Source organism: Paenibacillus sp. HWE-109 (assembly GCF_022163125.1).
Taxonomy (GTDB): Bacteria; Bacillota; Bacilli; order Paenibacillales; family NBRC-103111; genus Paenibacillus_E.
On the sequence record NZ_CP091881.1, the window covers coordinates 8,978,977 to 9,002,690 of the forward strand.

The window sequence follows — 23,714 nt, forward strand, 5'->3', positions numbered from 1 at the left end:
CACGATAGTTTAATCAAACTTGAGAACAAAATGCCGCGGCATCTGTTCTTTTTGTCAATCTAATCCAGAAATAATAATGCAATTAGCAGGATGTAACAAAACAACTTTAACGAGGTATAAATTACATAATAAAATTAAACAAGCAGAATTTGAGCAGGAACTACAAATGAAATCATATTATTTTGAAATTACTAATCGATTTGTTTATAAAGCTAATAAAAATTGCGAGAAGTTTACTTATGATGATTATTATAAACATATAGGGAAAACAAAGAATGGATTCAACCAAGGTTTCCTGATTTATTGACGCATCTAGCGAAGTTATGGGAAGAAAATAGAAAAATAGCTGATAAGGTTAGAGCTGATGAAATATATGAAAGAGTAAAAGATATCATACATAAAATGATAGCTAATTGAGAACTGCCTTATTTAAAAAGTATTCGAAATAATTTGGAGAAGCTAGGTGAGCGATATTTTCTATTAGATATGGATAAAGATTTGCGCAAGAGAGTTAAGCAGCTATTGGAATAAGCCTATTCATAATTTTTTGAATTGGATAAATCATAGAAGCAGCGAATGGTTTAACGACCGTTCCTGCTTTTTTTCTGAAAACGGATGAAATATAGGTATTTAGAAATAGTTCGATAGAATTATATGCGTATACTAAGTGAATTGGTGTTAAAATATGGATATGGGAAAACTTATCAATTTATACAATAAACTCGGGGGTAACTATGAAATCTTTTTGTATTGTGCATCTATCTGATCTTCACATAAGTGATAGAGAAGATGGAAAAACTAGTAATTTAAGAAATGCCCTAATTAGGGACTTAGTTGACAGAACACAGTCACAATCACTTAAAATCGATGCTATTGCTGTAACTGGTGATTCTGTCGATAGAGGGGGGTCTGTAGGAGCTTTTCAAATTGCTGAAGAATATTATAAACAATTGATTCATGCCTTAAATATAGAGAAAGAGAATGTCCTATTCGTGCCTGGAAATCACGATTATCCTCGAAGAACTGCAATCCAAGTGTTATTGGAAAATACATCAACTGACGATTTTTACAACAAGACTTTATTTACCGAGCACTGGGAGACCTTTCAGGCTCGTCAAAAATCTTTTCAAAAGATGGTGTGTAATGTAACTGGAGTAAATGATCTTGAGAACACTGAATATGGTGGATCAATTAGGACAATTCAAACCGATAATGGTTTAATACGTTTCGTTCTACTTAATTCTTCATGGGCATGTACAGGCGAAAGAGATTTCAGTAATCTTTTTGTCGGAAAATGGCAATTAGATGAGTTAATTAATTTGAATAGAAAATTACCTCCTGCTAATTTAGTACTTGGACTAATGCATCATCCAATTGATTGGTTAAATATTGCTGATCAGAAGTTAGTGGTAGAAAATCTTACACAACCACATGGTATTAATTTAGATGCAATTCTACATGGACATATTCACACTGGCAGGTTAGATTATACGTTAAATCCAGATAGAGGACTACTTAGTCTGGTTAGCGGAGTAGGATATCCTGATAAAAGTAATCGTGGAATAGACCAATTTAAGGTTTCTAACTGTCGTTATGCAATCTATAATTTTGATGCTGACAGTGGAATGCTCACGGTTCAACTCAGAGTTTCAAATGAAAATGGCTCATTTGCAGCAGATACATTACTATACGATCTCGGTAAAGAGACCGGTAGCTTCACTATCCCATATAAACTAAAACTTAGTTTAATAGAACAAGGTAGTGCGTTGGAAAAAAAATAGCAATTATGTTATTGAAACACCAATTGAAGTTGATTCTGTTCCTCGAATCCAAGAGTTTGTTGGAAGAGAAGAAGAAATATCAATCTTACAACGAAGAAAATTATCAGCAATTGCAATAACTGGTGTAGGTGGGCAAGGGAAGACTGGGCTTGCATCTGAGCTTTTAAAGCGATATACACGTGTTGAAAATCCCACATATGATTATGGAGTTTGGGTAGACTGTCGTGAATTACCCGATTCCTTGCATTTTAAATTAATCGAAACTCTTGATCGTCTTACAAGAGGAGTAGAGAGTATTGCTCTTTATCGTGATGAAAAAATGGAAGATACTGTTAAGAGATTCATTAAACATTTGACTAGTAATAAGATTTTAATTGTATTTGATAACATTGATGCCTATGTTAAGGCCGATACCGAGGGTCCAGTTGAAGAGCTAAAGCCTTTATTTGAAGCTTTATGTAATAATGCCCACTCAAGCTTAGCAATTTTTACTTGTAGGCCACCGTTAATTCATTCAAGTGGCTCATTCCATCATTTTCAGTTAAGTGGATTAACTAAATATGATGCAGTTGATTTTTTTAGAAAACGAGGTGTTCAGCTTTCAGGCGATAATGCAGAACATTATTGTGTAGAAATCGTTAGCCTTACGAAAGGACATCCTTGGTGGTTGGGATTAATTGCAGGCCAAGTTAATACAAAACAAGATTCCTTAAAGCGTTGCGTGAATAAATTTAGCGTTGGTGGAGTTACCTCAATTGGTCCAATATATGAATATTTCAAAGATATTTGGTCACAACTTAATAAAGAGAGACAGAATATCTTAAGGTATTTAGTAGAGGCGCACAGACCATTAACTGAAGATGAAATCGGAATTGTAGTACATGATAATGGTCCAGATAAATTAAAAAAAGAATTAAGAAGGCTTTCTCGATTAGGCCTGGTGGAGCCACATGAAAGTATTAGTACGGATGGACAATTTATTACTTATCAAGTACACCCACTTATTCGTGAATTTGTTCACGAGTCATATTCAACCTCGGCACAGGAAAGATGTGTACAACGAGTATTATACGTCTTTTTACCAAAACGTGTTATAGACTTTCTATTTAAAACGGACATAGAAGTCGATGATTCAATTGTCATGTCACCGGCAGCTTTAATGGATTCAATCGAAACATGTCTGAGCTCAAGAAATGCTGAAAAAGCTCTAAATCTGCTTGCTAAATATAATGAATTACTTTATAACAGCGGATATCATCATAAATATCAATCATTGGCTTGCCGTGTTCTTGATTCTATACATTGGGAAAGCCATGGTTTAATAACTAAGCATAGTGAATTTTTAGAATCAATAATTACACATTTGTGTTACAAAGGTGAACAATATCGCAGTAACTACTATCTAAAAAAATACGAAAGCTTGGTGGAAAGTGGAACCCTTGCATATTTAAATTACCTTAAATTGGCTTGTGGAGTAGCATGGAACGAGGGAAGGAACAATGAATGCATTACAATTTGTGAGTCACATGTAGAACTCTCTACTAAGCTCGAAACAACCTATGGATCTGCAGCGGTAAAACATCATTATGCACTTGCACTTCGTGATTCAGGTAAAGTTGAACAAGCGCTAACCTTATTTCATGAATACTATAATAGTGGATACAAAAGCACGACTAACGAAGCGATATACAAAGGGAACTGTGCTCGGTGCTACTCGAAATTAAATAATTATATTGAGGCTGAATCTAATATTCGTGACTCGTTAAAATTATTGATCGAGAAAACATCGTATTTTCAAATCACTAACATTGGATATGCTTATTTATGGATTTCAGAAATAATGTTTGATAGAGAAAAATACAGAGAATCTAAAGCTTTTATAATGCTGGTAGAAAAAGTTTGGCAAGAATACGCGCCTGGGTTGATTTATAGAATTAATGAAACAAAAAATAAATTTATGTCTAATATCTTCTGGAATGAAGAGAGTTTGACAGACTCAGAGATAAAACAGATCGAATCAAAATTCATAGCCAATGACAAATAGATTTTAATTAGTTTTCATTATAGAAAACGACAAATAGTCATTACAAAAACACTTCTTACTGGGGAGGGATGAAGAACCTTCCCCATTTCAATTGAAACATCAAGTTTCCCCGGCACTTTTCCAAAAAGATTCTACTTTGAAATTCAAGAATCACATTGAGGCATATAGTTTCATTTTGAGAGCAATTGTACCTGATATTTAGCTAGGCAAGCTTGATCGAGGAACGGTACAAACGACAAATCTATGTAACTAATGATTTGGCATGACAGCACCTATCCGACTGATTTATCTAGACAAATAAAGAACAAGATATACGAAATTGTGAAGGAGTGCCAACTTAAAATTTATGCCACTTAAAGAATTGTTCGAATGGTTTAAGTCTTATTTTAATAACGATCCAAATTTTGGGTGGTATATAGTTTTTTTACTAATAGTTTTATGGATATACAAAGAGATTCGAAAAACTTACACAGAGAATAAGAAAGAAAACGCTACTTTGCTTACTCAAACACTTAATGTTTACATGCAGTACAAAATAGATTTGATGAAATATCAGGATGGATTGATAGATTTCTACACACTAAATGAAAAATTTAGTCCTAATATTTCCACTTTTCCATATCCGTTAAGATTTATCATGAATGAATGGATAGATAGCAAAGGTGTTGATGAAAATTCCTTTCAGAAGATAGTTAATAACTTGAATGTGGAAATAAAGTACTTAATTCTCAAACAGGATAACAAATATGATTCTCGGAACGAAGAAGGGGTATCACTACCTCTGATGAATTTTTTAAAAGGAATAGTCGGACCATTCTATATTCCGCTATTACATACTCTTTTGAATGTCCTTATGGTTATATTTCTCGGCATCATTGTATTGATCGCATTTTCAGGTGATATGTATGATAACACTCTAAATATTTCAATAATATTTAATATTTTGTTTTATGCATTAATACTTGAAACAGTTTTAATGGAGATTGTTAAAAAGCGAAGAAAAGCTACTGTTTCAGGGTTAGTAATTTCTGCAATTTTTATAGGTTCTTCCTGTATTTTGTTTGCTTACGGACCGTGGTATCGTGGAATTATATTATTTATTTTATTGATATCTTATGCAATTTTGTGCTTGAAAATTTTCAAAAGAAATTAGTGGAAAAATTTTGTTTTGATTATTTTCCGACCCAAGTTGCCGCATAAACAATTATGAATTCTAGATTTACTGACATAAGAGGAAATCTTTATACTTACTAAGTCAAAGGGGGGACAGTCACTACTCATGAAAATTCGAACGAGCTGTATTGAGTGTATTAGGGAAAAAGCGCATAGAGATGAACAAGACCTTCGCCTTGAAATACGTGACGACGGAATTTATAGTGTTACTTGTTTTAATGGACATGAATCAACAATAGTTCTTAATCATCATAAATATGAAATACTATTTGAAATGGGCGTCCTTGCATTATCTGATGGATATACAAGGGAAGCGGTATCGAATTTTGCTGCTTCTCTAGAGAGGTTTTATGAATTTAGTATTGAGGTATTTTTACGTAATAGTGGAGTATATGGGAGTGCGTTTGAGCAAACATGGAAAAACCTTAGAAACCAATCAGAAAGACAGTTAGGAGCTTACCTAATTTTATATCTAAATCATTATAGTAAATATGAACTTATAGGGAAACAACCTGAAATGTTTGATGACAAACTAACTAAATTTAGAAACGATGTAATACATAAAGGTAAATTCCCGTCTTATGATGAGGTTATTAAATATTCGGAAGCAGTGTTCACATTTATTAGAAACCATTTAGTTGATCTTAAGGGTGAATTTAGTGATGCAGTTGAAATTGTTAATGATAAATATATTGCGAATTACATGATGAAAAATAATTCTGATGGGAAACATCTAGTTTCGTGGAGCGAAAATACAGTCTTCAGAGCTTCTAGGCCAATTGAGGAGATAAAAGAACTGAATTTCTTAAATTGTATTGATGAAAAAAGAGTCTACAGAACCTTTCATAATAAGTAATTTCACTAATATCTAGAAGAATAAAAGAACAAAATAGAAGTGCCGCGATTAATGACAAAAGATATTACATAATTACTCACTTTATGCCAAAAGTCATTCTAACGAGTGCCAAATGTACTTTACAAAACACCCCTCTTAGGGGTGTTTTCAATGACAAAGTGACTTACAACTCACAAACTAAGACAGTCCCGATGTGGCTCAAGGCCTTGAGACATCGGGATTTTTCGTTTTTTGATAAGTTGAATTTTTAAATGAACATTTTGGAGGGGTTTCTTTGAAATTCAAAGGAGGAAATGTAAAAAGACTGAGGGAAATACATAATCTAAATCAAATTGAATTTGCTAAGTTATTTGGGTCATAACTCCACATATGTGGAGTGTACAGTGTTACTTAAATTGAAAGGGGCTAATGGTTAAGCACCTTATAGTAATTCGCCCTTTACATGAGGTTGGTCGATATTGTAATGAATCATGGTAAACCATCCACTTGATTTTCAAATCCGTCAGCAATTTCGATGATTTCTGGATTAATGGGGCAATATGTTCCTGTTGTTCAAGTGTGTGTTTGTTAGCTCTGATATACTAAGATGAGGGCGGTAGTGATTATTGGCTTTGAAAGAATGATTATATCAAGTAATTATGAAGGAATTTAAATAATGACTAATTCAAGATTTAGAGATACAGGTGAAAGAATATATGACTTTCTATTCAAATACGACATTCTCATAGAGTGTCCTCATTGTATGAAATGTGCCAAAGGATTAAAAAGAGTGGATGGGAAATTCAGTTATATTATGCAATGTAAACGTTGTGGAGTTTTGACTGATCCAATAGTTGGGACATGGGGGAACGGAACTTTTATGGGTTTGAATCTTTGGTTACGGACGAATTGTTGTGGAGAATTACTGTGGGCTTATAATGAACAACATTTAGATTTTATGGACGGATATATTAATTCTTCTTTGCGTGAAGCAATTCCAAATAAAAATCAGAGTTTGGCAAGCAGGCTTCCTAATTGGATTAAAAGCGGGAAGAATCGTGAAGAACTCACAAAAGGAATCATAAAATTGAGAAAGAGGATAGAACAATGCAATTAAAAGCACGATTTTGTATAAAGGTGGAAGATAATTGAACCTATTCGAACAAGGCGATGAACTGTACGCCAGTGGATTTTACCAAGATGCATATGAAAAATTTGAAATAGCTTATGTTAATGAGGAAGAAAACAAAGCTGATTGCCTCAATTATATGGCGTGTTGCCAAATACATTTAGGTAATTCTAAACAGGCTCTAGAGTTATTGGATAAAGCACTAAAAATAAGCCCTACGTGGGAAAGATTGCTTTTTAATAAGGGGCGCGCTTACTTGAAGTTGGGTAATCACATAGAAGCTCTTGCATTTTTTAACAGAGCAATTATGGCGAACCCCAATAATCAAGATGCTTATTATTATCTTGGCGTGTATTACGAAAAGACTGCTGAATACGAAATTGCTAAACAATACTATCAGAAGTCGTTGGAAATCGATCATGAACAAGCTGAAACACATTTGAATTTGGGAATAGTGTATTGGAATTTAGGGTATAAAGGGAAGGCATTAAAGGAGTTTGACTTAGCCTATCATTATGATAAAGAGTGCTTCGATGCGTTATGGAACAAGGGCAGGCATTAAAGTGGCTTAATAAAATTTTGGCGATTGAACCTGATAATGAACATGCTTTAAATAGTATCAAGGTGATTAATAAGCAATTATACGAGTAAAGCTGTTAGTATAAAAGAGCAATTTCATTGAAAGTTTGTTTAGAATAGACTGCTATGTCAATAAAACATGGATTCTATATATGGTCAGGAAGGTGAAGCATGCGAAAAACACAAATAGAACCTTGGAATGAATCTTGGAATGGAATATATTATGCTGAATCAAGTATTATTTCGTCATTACTGGAAAAAGAAGTGATAGAAATTCACCATATTGGAAGCACTTCCGTCAAGCAAATAGGATTTGCAAAGCCAATAATAGATATTTTGGTTGTAGTCAAGAATGTCATTAACATTGATAAATATAACGAACAGATGGAGATAATTGGTTACACTCCAAGGGGGGAAAATGGAATTGCCAATAGACGTTACTTTATCAAAGGTGGAGAGCAAAGAACACATCACGTTCATTGTCATCAGACTGGTGACGAAAGGATTAATGCTCACTTATTTTTTAAACGATATATGATTGAACATCCCAATGAAGCAAGAGCATATGGAGAATTAAAAAGGCGACTTGCCGTGCAGTTCCCTGATAATACTCATTTGTATCAGGACGGTAAAGAAGAATTTGTAAATGACTTAGTGAGAAAGTCGAAGGAATGGGCTGAGCTACAAGGAGAGTGAACTATCCAAATTTTTCCGAGAATTTTTTTGCCTGGTTTCTCTTTAAGTTAGGAAAATAAAGTAGCATATGATTGGATAAGGATGAGATTACAAAGTAAATAGAAACCTTCAATTTGTACAAATGAATAAATAGACGATTTAAATAATTGATTTATAGAAAGGGGAAATATCTTGGATTTGATAAATAAATGGTTTCCCTTGATCGTTATATTAATCGTTTTTTATTGGATGATGAAACTTTTGATTCACTATAAATTCAAGGATATGACAAAAGCCGCGGCTAAAATGATTATTGTTATTGGCGTTCTACTCATAGTGTACTTTTTTTCTTGTTATATCTGCAATTGTTGATGATGAACAGCCTACTTAATACTAGGGTATGCAAGAAGAGTTTTAGGATTAGGTCAATGTTGAAATATAATGAGAATAAAACTCGTTTTATATAAAATTAGAAGATAGTACTAATAATTAGCTATACGAAAGAAGGAAGTTAACCTTACAAGGCTAGTCTTTGATTCGGAGTTAAAACGGCTTAGTCCTATCTCGGTTCGTGAATACAAGAACATATTATAAAATTGGGAAGAAATGATAAAGGAGTAGAAACCATGAATTGCCCTCAATGTAACAATGAATTAAGTGAAGTTCCTTTATGTTACGGAATTGAAGCTCCGTACTATTTTTACACGGTACCAGAAGAGAAAAGAACTGAGTTAACTAGAGATTTTTGTGTAATTGATGAACAATATTTCTATATAAGAGGACATATTGAAATACCGATAATTGATTGTAATGAGAAATTTATTTGGAGTGTTTGGGTTTCTCTTAGTGCAGAGAATTTTTTGAAATCCAATGAATTATTGCACGTACAAGGAAGGGAGAATGAGCAACCTTATTTTGGTTGGTTGTCGACGGAGCTGTCAATATATCCAGTAACTACACTGTCGTTGAAAACAATGGTACATACACAAGAAGTTGGCGCTGTTCCGTTAATAGAACTAGAACAGACTGATCATCCACTTGCAGTTGAACAAAGAGAAGGAATTACAATGGAGAGAGTAAAAGAAATTGCTCATATAATAAATCATAGTCAGTAAGTTATGAGGGTTTGAAAGCAGCCAACATCTTATGACATCGTGTTCTCGTAGCGAAGTCATACAATGACCTAATTTAATAATAAATTGAGGAACTTCCTGAAGAGGAGGTTCTTTTGTTCTACACCTTTCGACTCGCTCATATGTTAATTTGGTGAATATTGGTATGATTCATGTAGTGGAATTCAATCAAAATATAAGCAACAGTTTTTTCAAGCCCCTGATGGAGAAGAGTATTGGAAATGGATTTTGAAAGTGGGTTAGAAATGAAAGTCTGAATTCATTCATTAGTTATTGGAGGTAACCCTGTAATCTCACTTCCTGATGGTTATGACCTATTGGAGGTTTTTTTGGGAACTGAACTACAGGATAGAGATGAAGATGGCAATTGGGTGCTAGAAGCAATCGATGCTGGGCCAAGAAGAAATTAGTTGAATTAAAAATCCAGAGATTAGAGAAATTCGAGAATGAACGAGATATTCCAGATAGCGAATTAAGTAAAGTAAGTAACGAATTGATACGTCAGAACAAGAGGAATTGCAACGTTATAAAGACCAAAACAAAGATATCTAATAAAAGACTGGTTTTATATCTAATGGTTTCTTGCTACTAAATATTATGAATAATAAAAAGAAGCCCCAAAGTAAAAGAGCTTCTAATTAAAGAGGATTAGCTTTACATTAATTTACACCAAAATAAATTTTTGCAGCAGCAATGTCTGCTTCGTACTGTGCATTTTGTGCGTCAAGTTCCCATTGATCATGCGCATTGCTTCCATCAATCCAATATTGTTGAGTTAAAGCGGTAAGATAGGAATTATAATTACTGTAGTTATGAATATTCACTAGAGGATGTGCTGAAACTGCAGAGGTGACACTCAATATCGAAACAACAACTACAGCAGATAGTACGAATGACTTCAAACGATTTTTCATTTGTAATCCCTCCACGAAATTAGTAGTTTCTCTTACGTAAAAAGCATATAGGATGCGATGGGTAAACGCAACATCTTTACCAAAATGTAACATTTTTTGGTTCGATGTACGTTAAATCTTACAAGGAGTTGCACACTTGGATAAATCATTTTTTTCGGCTTCTTCGAAAGCAGTCTCAACCTTAACTGCACAAAACATCAAAAAATGCAGCAGAATCGGTAGTTCGGATTCTGTTTAGAAATGATTATAAGATTTCCATAAATTTAATGAATGGTGATAATCTCTCTGGAGATTTAGTGACAATTACGAATAGGAATGACTATGTTATAAAAGTGGATGGTGAAATCAATGAAATCTTGATTCATTCAGGCAAAATAATTATTTTCTTCCTCCTCCTTATCACGCGGCGGGTTTTTATATGTATTTATTAATGGTGCAGTTTTTTATGGATTAAGTGTTGGAATAGGTAGTAGGTGCGTGAAAGAAATATTTTCCAAGAAACCATTCATTATTTCAAATTACATTTTTAGTTACATCACATTTGCCATTGTTGAGATCTTCGTAATGTTAAATGGTGAATAAATGAATGATTTTATTATACGGTGGTGGATGATATTGGTCGGAAAATCCTTTCAAGTCATTTTGGCTATAATGGTTAGCTTTTTTTCTGCCATTGTCTGGACGCTCTTCTCGTACTTTAGTGGACTTGTTTTAGCAATAGGAGAACCATTTGAGAAATATGGACTTTTTCAATTAGTTGCGAAGCCAGGGTCACCCATGGACGGAGCATCAGTAATAACTAATCCACTTTAAAGTTTTCGCAATCACCATGATATTTACAAGTCTTATCTTTTCCTTTGTCGTGTTTGCTATGTTCAGTTCATTACTTTGGTTTTAAGTAATCTGTTAGATTTCTTTTGGAATGGAATAACTATATGAAAGCACGATTTTATATAAAAGGGGGTTGATGAATGAAGATAAGAGTTAATAAAAAAGAGCGCCAAGTAATAGTAGATGACTTTTTTCAAATTGGTGGAGCAATTGTTCCCAATAAAAATTGTGTTAAATGTGGTACTGCAATTATTAACTACGATAAGTATGATCATGAATTTTGTGCTTATTGTAATACATGGCTGAAAGCCCCATGCGGTGATGTAACTTGTATTTACTGTAGTAGTCGCCCTTCAAAACGATACTGTTGACTTTTATGATGGAAAGACTCTTTTCTTTGACATAACGACTAAACTCCCAAAGAATTTGGAAATCATGGTTTGGGGTGTGAGTCTAATGCCGAGATTCAGTTGGAATAAGTACGTAAGTCTTGAAAGTGAAACTCGTCTTAGGGAGATTGTTGAAAGAAGTGAAAATATAGCTGTTCAGATTCAAGGGTTCGGCAAGCTAAGTTTTAAAGAAGTTATAGCAGGGAAAATAGAAGTTTCCCCCTGTGATATGTCTGTGAAAGGAAATTACACTTTTTTCAAGGATAGACAAGGAAAAACGTTGTCTTTCAGAAAAGAGTGGAATATGGACATCGTGGACAATGATTGTTATGAATATAATATTGATTCTAATATAGCTTTTCCTTATGGTCATTGTGATTTGAAGTTATATGCAAAGGGTTGAATCCAAACAGGCAAGAAACTTTTTTTGGATTTGTAAAAAATAAAGAGTTGTAATGATTAGTTATAATAATATTCCCCATTGAAAGGCAGGGTGACATAATTGAAATATGGGAAAATAATTGGCGAAGGCAATACAGCAACTGTATATGAATGGGAAGAAGGTACAGTGCTTAAGCTTTTCGATCAGGGATATCCAAAAAATGCGGTAGAAAGAGAGTTTCAAAACGCAAAGGCAATCAATGGTATGAACTTTGCAAAACCAAAGGCATATCAAATTATTTGTTATGAAGAGCGAATGGGTATTATTTATGACAGAGTGGAGGGAGAATCCCTGTTGGATTGGGTTTTGAAAACAGGTGACCTTCAGGGATGTGCAGAACATATGGCGAGGCTGCATAAGACAATCGTTCAGAACAGAGTTAGCAATGTACAGGATTACAAAGAATTTTTAAAATCCAATATATTAAACACGTCATCGGCCAATTTATTGGAACAAGAAAAAGTTTTAGAAATCTTGGATAGATTGAAAGATGGAGATACGCTTTGTCATGGTGATTTTCATCCGGGTAATATATTACTATTAAACGGGCATACGATGGTTATAGACTTCATGAATGTGTGCCATGGAGATTTTTTATATGATGTTGCAAGAACTGTTTTTTTGGTGGAATATACACCAGTTCCAGCAGGTGCAGATGATAGAGAAACACTTCTGCGATTTAAGAAAACGCTGGCAGATTTATATCTTATCGAAATGAATGTTACCCGAGAAATGATACATGATTATCTATCTGTGATTATTACGGCTAGAGTAGGTGAATGCCCTAACGAATAAGTTGTGGTTAGGCGTTTTTCACTGTTTTTATTTTATAGATGTGTTGACTCTGTTTACTTCACACATGGACCAGTTAAAAGGCTTCCAGTCTTTATATGCTAATAATAACGGAGAACGAGGGAGTTCAATAAAAGAGAAGATTCATTGATTCGAAGGGGTCTTTTCAGGGTTCTACTTTAGGGGGTATAAGAATTGCTTGCATTCGTTCAAGTAAAGGCAATACAGGAGGACTGGTATGAATAATAATATTTTTACGGCTGCTGCTGTGGGCGACATCGAATATATAGTAAGTTCTATATCAAAAGGTATGAATATAAATAATGTGAGTGAAACGGGTTGGACTTTACTGATGTATGCGGTAGAAAATGAAAGAAAAGAAGTGGTTGAATTCCTGCTTAATCATGGCGCTGATGTAAATTTTCAAAGTTTTGGCGGATGGACTCCTTTACATCAAGCTGTAGACGCATCTATTGATGGAACAATTCAAACTGGTGGGAAGCAGGGGGAAGAACCTGTGGACATGATAGAGTATCTGCTAGACAATGGAGCAGATGTTGATATAAAGGATAGTCGAGGATTATCCCCAATAGATATCGCGAAATCATATAATTCTAAGAAAATTATTCAAGTTCTTGAACAAAATAAACGGAATTAACAGTATTGGGTTTAGGGCAGAAATATAGCATTGAAAGGTTAATTTCATATGAGGTAAAAACGCGATATGCCTATACTAGAAGATAAATTTGCAGTTAGATTTGTATACGCTCTTAAGCTTTCAGATGGAAAGTATTATGTCGGTCATTCTACAACTGAGAAAAGATTGAAAAATCATTTCAAGGGAGGTACAGGGAGTAACCGATTTAACTTTTACGATAAAGGGCACAAGGAGCGCAAAGACTTACCGAAAAATCATCCTCATTGGTGGCGTATCGAAGCACAAAGAGCAAGATTTAAGAATGAGGATGATTACTTCACTAACCCATTTGAAGGAATGACCTTTCCCTCTTCTTTTCCGTCTGATATGAAGGCTACCGACAGGCTTATGCTACTAGGACTACAACAACAGCCTGAATTATGGAATGATTTAGGGCGGCGGCAGAAGGAACGTTTTCGAGACCTGCAAGTACAAGCTTCAAGAAGTTTAGACCCGCACCCTTCCGAAGTGTTTGAACTCTACAAAGAGGAAATGCAAAGTCAGCTTCAGGAACTGTTTACCCCTGCATATAAAAATTCTCCATTCTATCAAGCCCAATGAACAGGGCTTATTTTTTTATCAACCAATGATCAGGAACTTTTAAGTAACGAGGTAATCTAGTATCTTTATTACCTTTAGCCGAGTTAACTTGAGCTTGAGTAAGAAAAATACATCCTGTAAGATTTGCACCTGATATGTCAGCATCTCTTAAGTCTGCACCAATGAAATCCACATTTCTTAAGTCAGCGTCCCTCAAATTGGATGCAATCAATAATGCCCCCCTTAAATTCATACCTCGCAGGTTAGCAGCTTTTAAATTCGTACCCAAAAAATCCTTGCGTATCATGCTTTTCTTATTACTTTGAACGTAATCTTTTCGAACCAATTCACTTGTCTTAAGTAATAAAATATTCACGATGTTTCTATGAGCGGGTACATCTAAATTTAGAATATCTTTCGGACTAAGATTAGTTAGAGACAAAGTCATTTCAAATACGCTATGCAATTCATTCTGGATGGGTTGAGTTTCTTCTAAATCTAAAGCTTGATTTAAGTAGTAAAGCATTTCATGCAATTGTTGGATAATAGGAAAAACTGCATACATTTCCTTTGATAGCTCTGGATTTCCTCTCCAATCATTACCTTTGAAAATATCTTGTGAAACATGTTGTCCTGCACCAAAACATTCGTAAGTGACACACCCATTAAAACCTTTATCTCTTAGATGTTCATGTATGCTACAACGATTATCCTGACACAAATTACGGCAAGGGACTCCGCCCTCTTTATTAAAAGCGAAATCTGCTGATTTTGCATACGGTAACGCCACACAACATAGCCCAAAACAATTTTCACAGTCAGACTGCAATTTGTTATTCAAAAAAAACACTTCCTATTTCATTTTTATGACAAGGACAATGCAATAAAATTCTATTTTTGTAATCAATAATAGCTTAAATCTGTTCATATTAAAAGCTCACAATCTTCCACTGCCCTGACCGTTAGATTCAGAAAACTTATCCAAAAACTGTATTGACCTCTGTTATTTACGGTTCGCACCTTTTTTACTACATGGAGCGACCACTGATAGCAAGGAGTAGCACAGGGGAAAGTATTGTTCGATTGAAAAAGGAACTCAAGAAGTTCATGAAGTTGGATGAACTGACTTCTGAGATGGTGCATAGGTTTATTGATAAGATTGAAGTTCAAGCGGATGGGGATGTATTTCGGATGAGAAGAAGACCAAATGGAAGAATGCTTCCTATTTAAGAAAAGGGGAACTATGCGAAGGTTTTCTTAGTCATTTTATTGCAAGTTGGTACTTTTTTTTGAAGATAACAAAAAAAGTTGAATGCTGGAAGCATTGTTCATATACGCAAAGTTCGTTGCTGACTACTATTGTAGTAGTGAGAAAGGGGGGGATTATTGAAAGCGGATTCAAACTCATCAGGAATCGGCCTGCGATTTTAAATGCACATGATGGAAGGGATGATCGAGAAGTGAGTGGATGGATGAAGGTGAGAAGACTTGCCATAGGCATGGTCTTCGTCATGGTTGCAAGTTTGTTTACTGATGGACCTCTTATGGGTTCCCGCGTGGCTGAAGCGGCAACGACCTGGCCTGCGTCGGTATTAACCGGCTACAACTTGCCATTCGGACCGGCGGACTCGCTCGTGACGACGCAGAATCCACCTGATTTCAAATGGCCTGCGGTTCCCGGAGCGGACAGTTATGATTTGCAGGTTAGCCGCAGTGCGACGGTATCGGATGTTGTCTACGAGAATTCGGCGTTATCGAATAATTTTTACAACTTTCCTCATGTCTTCGATGCTGGAACCTGGTACTGGCGGGTAAGGTTCCATAAACCGGCCGACGGCTGGTCGGTATGGAGCGACGTTCGAAAGTTCCGCATTGAGGAGCAGAACGTTCCGTTCGCCGTGCCATCGATTGATCAGATTATGGCTAATTTACCCGCTCAGCATCCGCGTATATGGACAACTTCGGAGACACTTGCGGATTTTCGCGGCCTTTCACAGACGGTAGGGAAATCGGTCTACGAGACGAAGTTGGCTTCGGTGACCGCTAATCTTAATAACCCGCTCCCTGCTGAACCGACGTTCCCTTATCCGGCCTCACATCCTCGCGATAAGGATTTTGTTGCTGCGCAAAGCGTGCTGCGAACCTATTCCGAAGGCGCCGTCAGTCAAATGCTGGACACCGCCTTTCTGTATCTGATCACGGGCTCGCCGCAATTTGGACAGAAAGCCAAGGACCGGCTTCTCAATATCGCTTCTTGGAACCCAAGTGGGGCAACGAGTTACGTCATTCAAGACCAGGTGCACCGCTCCATTGCGCTGAGCTCTGCCATAGCCTACGACTGGCTATACGGACTGCTGTCTCCTGCGGAGAAACAACAGGTCCAAGCGATGATAACCACCCGTACGACGACGATGGTGAACGATGTTGTAGTTGCCCATCCTATCCAAAAGAATCCTTACGATTCGCACGGGTGGTCTGCATTTGGCTACATCGGTATTATCGCGACCGCCATGCTTCACGATGTTGCAGATGCCGAACAATGGTATCGTCAGATCGTCCCGGCATATATTAATATTTTGCCACCTTGGGGCGGTGAAAATGGCGGTTGGGCGCAAGGGACGGGATACTGGCAGTGGTCAGCTTTTATCGGCCAAGAATTCATGGATGTTCTCCTTGCTTCTACGGGCATAAACTTGTATGACAAGAGCTATACCCGCAATGAAGGCATGTATCCGCTATATGCATTTCCAAATGGCAGCCCTAAGGGGATCTTCGGGGATGATAGCGAATATTCGCCGGGCAGACCAAGCGTTACTATGTACAACCGCCTTTCTCAGATGAATGGCGATCCCCGGCTGAAATGGGCAGGAGAAGCGATCGGTTCGGGACCGGATATTCAGTTGAATAATTACTTCTATGGAGACAGCAGCATAGCTTCCATGCCGCCTATGGACTTGCCGGATGCCAGATGGTTTGAAGATGTCGGACTGGTTGCCATGCATTCCAAGCTGTATGATCCGGATCGCGTCTCCTTCTACTTCAAATCGAGTCCGTATGGCAGCTTCAATCATAGTCATGCTGATCAGAACAGTTTTGTACTTAACGCCTTCGGCGAGTCGCTTGCCATTGAGAGCGGTTATTACGATTACTACGGCAGCGATCATGATTTAAATTATGCGAAGCAAACCTTATCTTCAAACGCCATTACGTTTGATGGAAAGCAAGGGCAGCCTGTCGGGAATATTGATGCGGACGGACGCGTATACGGCTTTGTCACGCATCCCGATTTTGATGCCGTCAGCGGCGATGCATCGGCGGCCTATCCGGGGGTCTTGACCAAGGCGGGGCGCCAGGTGATTTATGTCAGGCCGAACATGTTCGTCGTCATTGATAAGCTGCAGTCGGCGAATCCGGCAGGCAACGAATTCGAATGGCGACTGCATGCCGAGGACAATCTTGAGCTTGATGCTGATCATGCCGGTGCGACGATCCTGAAGGGTGAAGCAGGACTCAAAGTTCGGTTCCAGTCTCCTCCTAATCTGCGCACAGAATACGAGGACCGGTTTATTGGCATCAATGGAACCGATCTGCAACCTGGCGGGACGTACGCTTCCGAGCAGCAGATGCATGCAGCATTCATTGCACCCAAAGCGAATGCTACGACATTTGTAGCGACTATGGAAGCTTATAAGCGGGATTCGGCGCCTCAGAACGTTGTATCGGAAGATCACGGCAGTTACCTGAAGCTGAATTTCGCAGACGGTTCGATTGTCTACATCCGGATGACATCCAGCGGGGAAATTGATACGGGAAGTATTCGCTTCGAGGGAACGGCTGTCGCCTTGAAGGGCGATACCGTGATGCTTGTCGACGGGACGAAGGTCGTCAAGAACGGCGTCACATTGATCGACAGCGATCTCCCAACTACGATCGTATACGGAGGTGACCGCTTGTCGGTATCGAGTCCGTCAGATTCGCAATTCTCTATCTACGCGCCTGGCATCACCCGTTTGCGTGAGGCCGGCAGCGGTACGGACTTCTCTCGCGGCGGCTCTATCGCCCAAGCCATGGGCACGCGCGGCGTGCAATGGGACACGGATGGAAGCAGGCTAACCGTTCATGCAGAGAAGGGGCAACGCGCCTTCAAGTTGAACAATGCACCTGTGCCGCAAGCGCTCGCTGACGTGACGCTGCAGACGGTCATTGACGACGGTGTTGCGAAGGCGGTGACGCTGCAAGCGCACAGCGATATGGAAGGCGAGTCCGTTGCTTGGGGGAAATTGACCAATGAAGCGGGGCTCTATGAGGTCGTAGAAGCGCCTCCCGGTTTGTTGTTCGAGAAGCATGGGCGGCTGCACAGCTTGTATCTCGAAGAGAACGCAAACGTCATTATGCGCGGTGCGTCCGGGACGCTGAAGCTGAAGCGGGTAGGAAACGACAATCTGATGAGTACGGTGACATGGAACAATCCGGATGAAATGCGCTCGAACCTGAACCTCTTATGGCAGGAGGCGGAGGCCTTTACCTCTTCGGGCGGCAAAGGCTTTACGAAATATTCGACCCGGCCGTTCTTATCCGGTGGGGTAGGTTTAGGAAACTGGGATCAGAAAGGGCAGTGGGCGAAATGGACGTTCACAGTCCCGAAAGCAGGCAAATATGATCTCGTTCTGAAGTACGTAGCAGGTTGGGATTTGCCGACGGGTACGCTTACAGGTCGACAGATGATGATCGGCAACCAGCCCTATTATGCCGAGGCGCCGACAACCGTCGATTGGGGGACGGTCCCTGAAGCGTGGAAAGGGCTGCGGATCAAAACAGGACAGCAACTGCCGGCAGGTCCGGTCGACATTACGATGTGGAATGCTGGCGGCGCAATGAACTTGGACTGGATCGGCCTGATCGAGGAGAAGGATGACGAGGAACTACCTACTGTGCCTGGCAATTTGCAGTTGGTTTCTCGTACGGAAACTTCCGCAACGGTTAGTTGGTCCGCTTCGACCGACAATGTCGGGGTGAAAGAGTACGCGCTGTATGTGAACGGCGTACAGAAAATGGCGGTCCCGGGCGGTGCGCTCTCGGCGACGATTACAGGACTTAGTCCTGGGAAGATATACGTAATCACCGCCAGAGCCGTGGATACGAGCGATAATCGTTCGGTGGCAACCACTGGCGTGACAGTCACAACCGAGGATCATACAGCTCCTTCATGGGGGGGATCGAGCGCAGTCCGGGACGTTCATTTGTTCCCAGGCGCAGCAAGAATGGAATGGGATTCCGCAACGGATAACTCGGAAATGGTTGTTTCCTATTCGATTTACCGTAAGGACTCAACCCAATCGTCTTTCGTGAAGGCAGGGACGGTGACAGGCAGCACATATAGTTACGATGTGACAAACCTGCAAGCGGGGGGAACCTATACGTTCCAAGTACAGGCGACGGATGCCAACGGCAACGAATCAGCTGGTGGTCCGAGCTTGACTGTAACGCTGCCTGCGGCTAGCAGCGAGTACTATGAGTCGTTCGACGAGCGGACGACAGGCAACATGACGACAGCAGGCAACTGGACCGTGTCGGCGACCGGCGGAACAGCGGTAGCGATCGTGCCGACACCGAATGCAAGCGGCAATGCGCTGCAGGTGACGGATAGTTACGCCCCGACGGATGACGACTATACGGAGAGCCCGGTTATCACGAGAACGAATGCGGCGCTGAGCGGAAAGGTGACGTTCGAAACCAAATTCATGTTTAGCCGGCTGAATCACGACATCGGCAACTTCGAGATCAAACTGCGTGGCTCTGGGACAGATGTCGTGCGGTTCAACAGTTTCTCAGACGGTACATTTGGTTACTGGAAGGTGGTGAACGGCACACTCACGGCCTTCAAAATTCCGAAGTCCTCCGGCTTTACCGTGCCTCGCGATCAGTGGCTCACGCTCCGCATTGATCTCGATACGATCGCGAAAACGTATGACATTACGATGCAGGCCGATGCTTTCAAAAACTACGTTGGCGTGGTGGACGCTCCCGGCACGATGGATCGAGCGCTCGGCGTCTATAAGATTAGTGGAATTCCGTTCTACAATAACGCAACCGCGACGGGGATCGATACCTTCCGGTTCAGCACAAACCGATATACGAGCAAATTCTTATTAGACTATGTGTCCTTGTACGAAACCACAGTCGATAAGACACCTCCTTCGTGGGCAGGATCGAGTGCTGTTCGGTCCGTTCATTTGTTCCCAAGCGCAGCCAAACTGGAATGGGATTCCGCAACGGATGACTCGGGCGTTGTTGCTTCGTACTCGATCTACAGGAAGGATGCAACCCAATCGTCTTTCGTGAAGGCAGGGACAGTGAGCAGCAACACCTATGGCGATGTAGCGGGGCTGCAGCCGGGAGGCACCTATACGTTCCAGATTCGAGCGACGGATGCCAAAGGCAACGAATCGGCCGATGGCCCGATCTTGACGGTGACGTTGCCTACTGCAAGCAGCAGCGGTGAGTATTATGAGTCGTTCGACGAGCGGACGACAGGCAACATGACGACGGCAGGCGGCTGGACCGTGTCGACGACTGGCGGAACAGCGGTAGCGATCGTGCCGACACCGAATGCAAGCGGCAATGCACTGCAGGTGACGGATAGTTACGCCCCGACGGATGACGACTATACGGAGAGCCCGGTTATCACGAGAACGAATGCGGCGTTGAGCGGAAAGGTGACGTTCGAAACCAAATTCATGTTTAGCCGGCTGAATCACGACATCGGCAACTTCGAGATCAAACTGCGCGGCTCCGGGACAGATGTCGTGCGGTTCAACAGTTTCTCGGACGGTACATTCGGTTATTGGAAGGTGGTCAACGGCACACTCACGGCCTTCAAAATTCCGAAGTCCTCCGGCTTTACCGTGCCTCGCGATCAGTGGCTCACGCTCCGCATTGATCTCGATACGATCGCGAAAACGTATGACATTACGATGCAGGCCGATGCTTTCAAAAACTACGTTGGCGTGGTGGACGCTCCCGGCACGATGGATCGAGCGCTTGGCGTCTATAAAATCAGCGGAATTCCGTTTTACAATAACGCAACCGCGACGGGGATCGATACCTTCCGGTTCAGCACGAACCGATATACGAGTAAATTCTTGATCGATTATTTGTCCTTGTACAATTAGCATGAAGTGACAATTCAGGATGCCAGGGCTGTCCCCGAAGTCTTTCTTATTCTGGGACAGTCCGATTGTTGGAACAATTTAACACGGTCATTTACACGAATCATCCGATTTGTTAAGATAAATTAATACCATAAACCATCAAAACAGCGACATTTGCGAGAAAAAGGGAGGGGGAGGTTATGAACAATTTTCAACCGATCCTTTTCATCAGAAACATATCTCATTCTCTTTTTATACGGCTGATTGCCGGGTTCCTATGCATCGTTGTACTCCTCGTTTCCCTCACAATCTATGCCATCTCCGTTTCCAAAGAAAACGTCAGACAGGAAGTCGTCAAATATAATACGCTTATGCTGAGCAACGCGAAGGACAGCTACGAAAAGCATTTGGACCTGATCCGCAAGCAGATGGTGCTGTTTTTTTTCAGCGAAGAAGTGCAGCTCATGGCCAAAAAAACGAACTACGTCAATTTATCCCTCATTCAGAAAAATATTACAACCTGGACAACCAATCCCTATCTTTTTATCGAAAATATATTGTTTTATTCGAAGCGTGATGAGCTTGTTTTGGAGAAAAGCACGAGCACGAACGCCAACCTGATGTTCAATGTGTTCTACCGAAGCAGCGAGTATCCGCTCGAATTTTGGAGGCAGCAATTTACGGAACCAGATTCGAGTCGGGTTTTACCCGCCGCAAATATAAGTAATTATATCTTCCGCGACCGTCCGCAACTGCTAGGCGAATTCATACCGATCGTAATCAAGAATCAGGAAAATTCGGATTTCTATATGGTCGTCTTTCTCGATGCCGCCAAAATGTTCAAGGCGTTCCATCAAGGCATTAACGATTTTATGATTTACGATAGCGCCGGCAACACAATATTTAAGAGCGTCAAGGAGGAGTCGTTCAACGACTTCAAGGATTGGCAGCGAAATGGGGACGCTTTCATTCAAGATGAGAAATATCACTTCCAGACAGTGGGAGATGGCACCGGATTTACGTACGTCGACCGCGTTCCCGTTGACCAGATTGCTAATCAGACGCGGCTGAATGTGACGCTTATCGTCATGATTGTGACTGCGATCACGCTCAGCATCCTTTTCTCGTTCTTGTTCGCGGCACGCATCAACAACCCATTGAAGAAAGTGATCGATTCGATTCGCAAAATGAACGACAATGTGCCATTCCGTTCAAGCATCAAGGAATTTAATATTATTCGCGATAAAATTCAGGATAATCAACTGATCTTGAAGCAATTTTCATTCATCAACCACGTAAAGGCGATTCGAAATCAGAATTCCGACTCGATGAAGCTGGAATTTGCTGACAAGCCGTTTGTGCTCATCCTTTTTCAAATTCACGAAACGAGCGACTTGGACAGCGCGCAAGCTGCCTTACTCCAGAACTGGCTGTATTATTGCAAAATATACATAGAAAGCCTGATCAAGCCTGAATTCGCTGATGCGCTCACCTTTCAGATTGAGCGCCACCAAATTTTGAGCCTTGTATACACCGAACAAACAGCGAAAGTGCTTGAACTGCTCGTTCAGATCAAAGACGTGTTCAATCACGACAAGGAGCATGCCCTTGTGACTATGGCGCTTACGCCGGTTTACTCGGATTCGGCTCAATTGACGGAAGCGTACGCGGAGGCGCAGGAGCTGGTCGGAGAACGCCTGCTCAGCAACGAATCGCAAATCATTCAAAAGCGTGCCACACTAGCAGCAATCGGGTTCTCGGCGGATCAAGACAAAGCTTTCGAGGCCAATCTGAGAGAAGGCAACACGTCTCAGCTAATTGAGCTTATGGAACGAGTATTCGCCAAATGGAAAGGCAAGGAACTGCCTGCTGCAGCTATGATGCGGTTCGCCGATTCGATGATCGGTAAAATCCGGAACGCGATGCTTCCGAATCATCTCGATCCGGACAGGTTGGAGTCGATTCTCGGCAAAGCGGCTGAACGCATTCAGCGCTGTTCCACAGTAACGGAATTGGAACGGCTGATGCTCGAATGGGTGACACAGACGGCGGATGCGGTTCATGAGAAGAAGCAAGAGAAGTATCCTATTGCATCAATGGCTACTGATTACATCAACGAGCATTTGGCAGAGGAGATTTACCTTGACGTGCTCGCAGATAAATTAAAGATGAGCAGCAGTTATTTATCGACGTATTTCAAGGCAAAGACGGGGAAGAACATCGTCGATTATATTAATGAAACCCGCATTGCCAAAGCGACGGTGCTCTTAGCCGATAACCAGATGAAGATCCAGGCCGTCTCGAAAGCTGTCGGATACCAGAACATGGCATCGTTCAACCGCATGTTCAAGAAATATACTGGCATCACGCCAAGCGAGTATCGGAAGAGGAACGAGTCGTCTTCCTGAGTAAACGGATCCGCCAGACGAGGATGGCGAGATCCGTTTTCTTATTGATCAAGCGTGACTTCACGCGGGTTATAAGCGTTTTTACAAAAGTTGATATTATTTTTGGAAAACCGGAAAGTAGTTGCAAACGGATGAGAACCGTTCATTTACCGGTGAACTGGCGTTGTCCTATGATAACGTTATCGGATGAAACTCAGGAAA

General features: G+C 40.3%; 18 protein-coding genes. 16 read left to right on the forward strand and 2 right to left on the reverse strand.

The features are described from left to right. Positions 1-734 precede the first annotated feature (734 nt). From LOZ80_RS38680 to LOZ80_RS38715, 8 genes are all read left to right on the forward strand, one after another. Complete coding sequence (locus LOZ80_RS38680; protein ID WP_238169439.1) at positions 735-1,781, forward strand: metallophosphoesterase family protein; 1,047 nt, start codon at positions 735-737, stop codon at positions 1,779-1,781. After that, on the forward strand, positions 1,762-3,825 hold the full coding sequence (locus LOZ80_RS38685; RefSeq protein WP_238169440.1) for a tetratricopeptide repeat protein: 2,064 nt from the start codon (positions 1,762-1,764) through the stop codon (positions 3,823-3,825). The genes LOZ80_RS38680 and LOZ80_RS38685 overlap by 20 nt, the downstream gene beginning before the upstream one ends. 346 nt (positions 3,826-4,171) lie before the next feature. After that, positions 4,172-4,978, forward strand: coding sequence for a hypothetical protein (locus LOZ80_RS38690; RefSeq protein ID WP_238169441.1), 807 nt, complete (start codon positions 4,172-4,174; stop codon positions 4,976-4,978). Positions 4,979-5,104: 126 nt separating this feature from the next. After that, positions 5,105-5,854 carry a hypothetical protein gene (locus LOZ80_RS38695; protein WP_238169442.1) on the forward strand — a complete coding sequence of 250 codons (750 nt, stop codon included), beginning with the start codon at positions 5,105-5,107 and terminating at the stop codon, positions 5,852-5,854. A gap of 655 nt (positions 5,855-6,509) precedes the next feature. Further along, a complete protein-coding gene (locus LOZ80_RS38700) occupies positions 6,510-6,950 on the forward strand; it encodes a hypothetical protein (RefSeq protein ID WP_238169443.1) in 441 nt (146 codons plus the stop codon). Positions 6,951-6,981: 31 nt separating this feature from the next. Beyond that, a complete protein-coding gene (locus tag LOZ80_RS38705) occupies positions 6,982-7,524 on the forward strand; it encodes a tetratricopeptide repeat protein (protein ID WP_238169444.1) in 543 nt (180 codons plus the stop codon). 188 nt (positions 7,525-7,712) lie between these two features. Continuing rightward, positions 7,713-8,237 carry a GrpB family protein gene (locus tag LOZ80_RS38710; RefSeq protein ID WP_238169445.1) on the forward strand — a complete coding sequence of 175 codons (525 nt, stop codon included), beginning with the start codon at positions 7,713-7,715 and terminating at the stop codon, positions 8,235-8,237. Between the two features lie 605 nt (positions 8,238-8,842). Continuing rightward, a complete protein-coding gene (locus LOZ80_RS38715; protein WP_238169446.1) occupies positions 8,843-9,331 on the forward strand; it encodes a DUF2199 domain-containing protein in 489 nt (162 codons plus the stop codon). Between the two features lie 677 nt (positions 9,332-10,008). Here LOZ80_RS38715 and LOZ80_RS38720 read toward each other — a convergent pair. Beyond that, entirely contained in the window at positions 10,009-10,263 is a 255-nt protein-coding gene (locus LOZ80_RS38720) for a hypothetical protein (protein ID WP_189021072.1), read from the reverse strand. A gap of 971 nt (positions 10,264-11,234) precedes the next feature. Between LOZ80_RS38720 and LOZ80_RS38725 the strand changes: the two genes are divergently transcribed. The 5 genes from LOZ80_RS38725 to LOZ80_RS38745 all read left to right on the forward strand — a co-directional run bounded on the left by LOZ80_RS38725 (position 11,235) and on the right by LOZ80_RS38745 (position 13,975). After that, on the forward strand, positions 11,235-11,465 hold the full coding sequence (locus LOZ80_RS38725) for a hypothetical protein (protein ID WP_238169447.1): 231 nt from the start codon (positions 11,235-11,237) through the stop codon (positions 11,463-11,465). An 85-nt stretch (positions 11,466-11,550) separates the two neighbouring features. Further along, entirely contained in the window at positions 11,551-11,886 is a 336-nt protein-coding gene (locus LOZ80_RS38730) for a hypothetical protein (protein ID WP_238169448.1), read from the forward strand. A 99-nt stretch (positions 11,887-11,985) separates the two neighbouring features. Next, positions 11,986-12,720, forward strand: a complete 735-nt coding sequence (locus LOZ80_RS38735) for an aminoglycoside phosphotransferase family protein (protein WP_238169449.1) — start codon at positions 11,986-11,988, stop codon at positions 12,718-12,720. A gap of 235 nt (positions 12,721-12,955) precedes the next feature. Next, a complete protein-coding gene (locus tag LOZ80_RS38740) occupies positions 12,956-13,375 on the forward strand; it encodes an ankyrin repeat domain-containing protein (protein ID WP_238169450.1) in 420 nt (139 codons plus the stop codon). Between the two features lie 66 nt (positions 13,376-13,441). Continuing rightward, positions 13,442-13,975 carry a GIY-YIG nuclease family protein gene (locus LOZ80_RS38745; RefSeq protein WP_238169451.1) on the forward strand — a complete coding sequence of 178 codons (534 nt, stop codon included), beginning with the start codon at positions 13,442-13,444 and terminating at the stop codon, positions 13,973-13,975. Between the two features lie 7 nt (positions 13,976-13,982). Here the strand turns inward: LOZ80_RS38745 and LOZ80_RS38750 are convergent, their stop codons facing one another. Further along, positions 13,983-14,795, reverse strand: a complete 813-nt coding sequence (locus LOZ80_RS38750) for a pentapeptide repeat-containing protein (protein WP_238169452.1) — start codon at positions 14,793-14,795, stop codon at positions 13,983-13,985. A gap of 191 nt (positions 14,796-14,986) precedes the next feature. Between LOZ80_RS38750 and LOZ80_RS39650 the strand changes: the two genes are divergently transcribed. The 3 genes from LOZ80_RS39650 to LOZ80_RS38760 all read left to right on the forward strand — a co-directional run bounded on the left by LOZ80_RS39650 (position 14,987) and on the right by LOZ80_RS38760 (position 23,513). After that, positions 14,987-15,184 (forward strand): DUF4368 domain-containing protein, encoded by a 198-nt coding sequence (locus LOZ80_RS39650; RefSeq protein WP_443147002.1) that lies wholly within the window; start codon positions 14,987-14,989, stop codon positions 15,182-15,184. Positions 15,185-15,414: 230 nt separating this feature from the next. Next, positions 15,415-21,126, forward strand: a complete 5,712-nt coding sequence (locus LOZ80_RS38755; protein WP_238169453.1) for a DUF4962 domain-containing protein — start codon at positions 15,415-15,417, stop codon at positions 21,124-21,126. A gap of 179 nt (positions 21,127-21,305) precedes the next feature. After that, the gene (locus LOZ80_RS38760; protein ID WP_238169454.1) at positions 21,306-23,513 is read left to right on the forward strand and encodes a helix-turn-helix domain-containing protein; all 2,208 of its coding nucleotides are present in this window, start codon (positions 21,306-21,308) and stop codon (positions 23,511-23,513) included. The last annotated feature ends 201 nt before the right edge of the window (positions 23,514-23,714 follow it).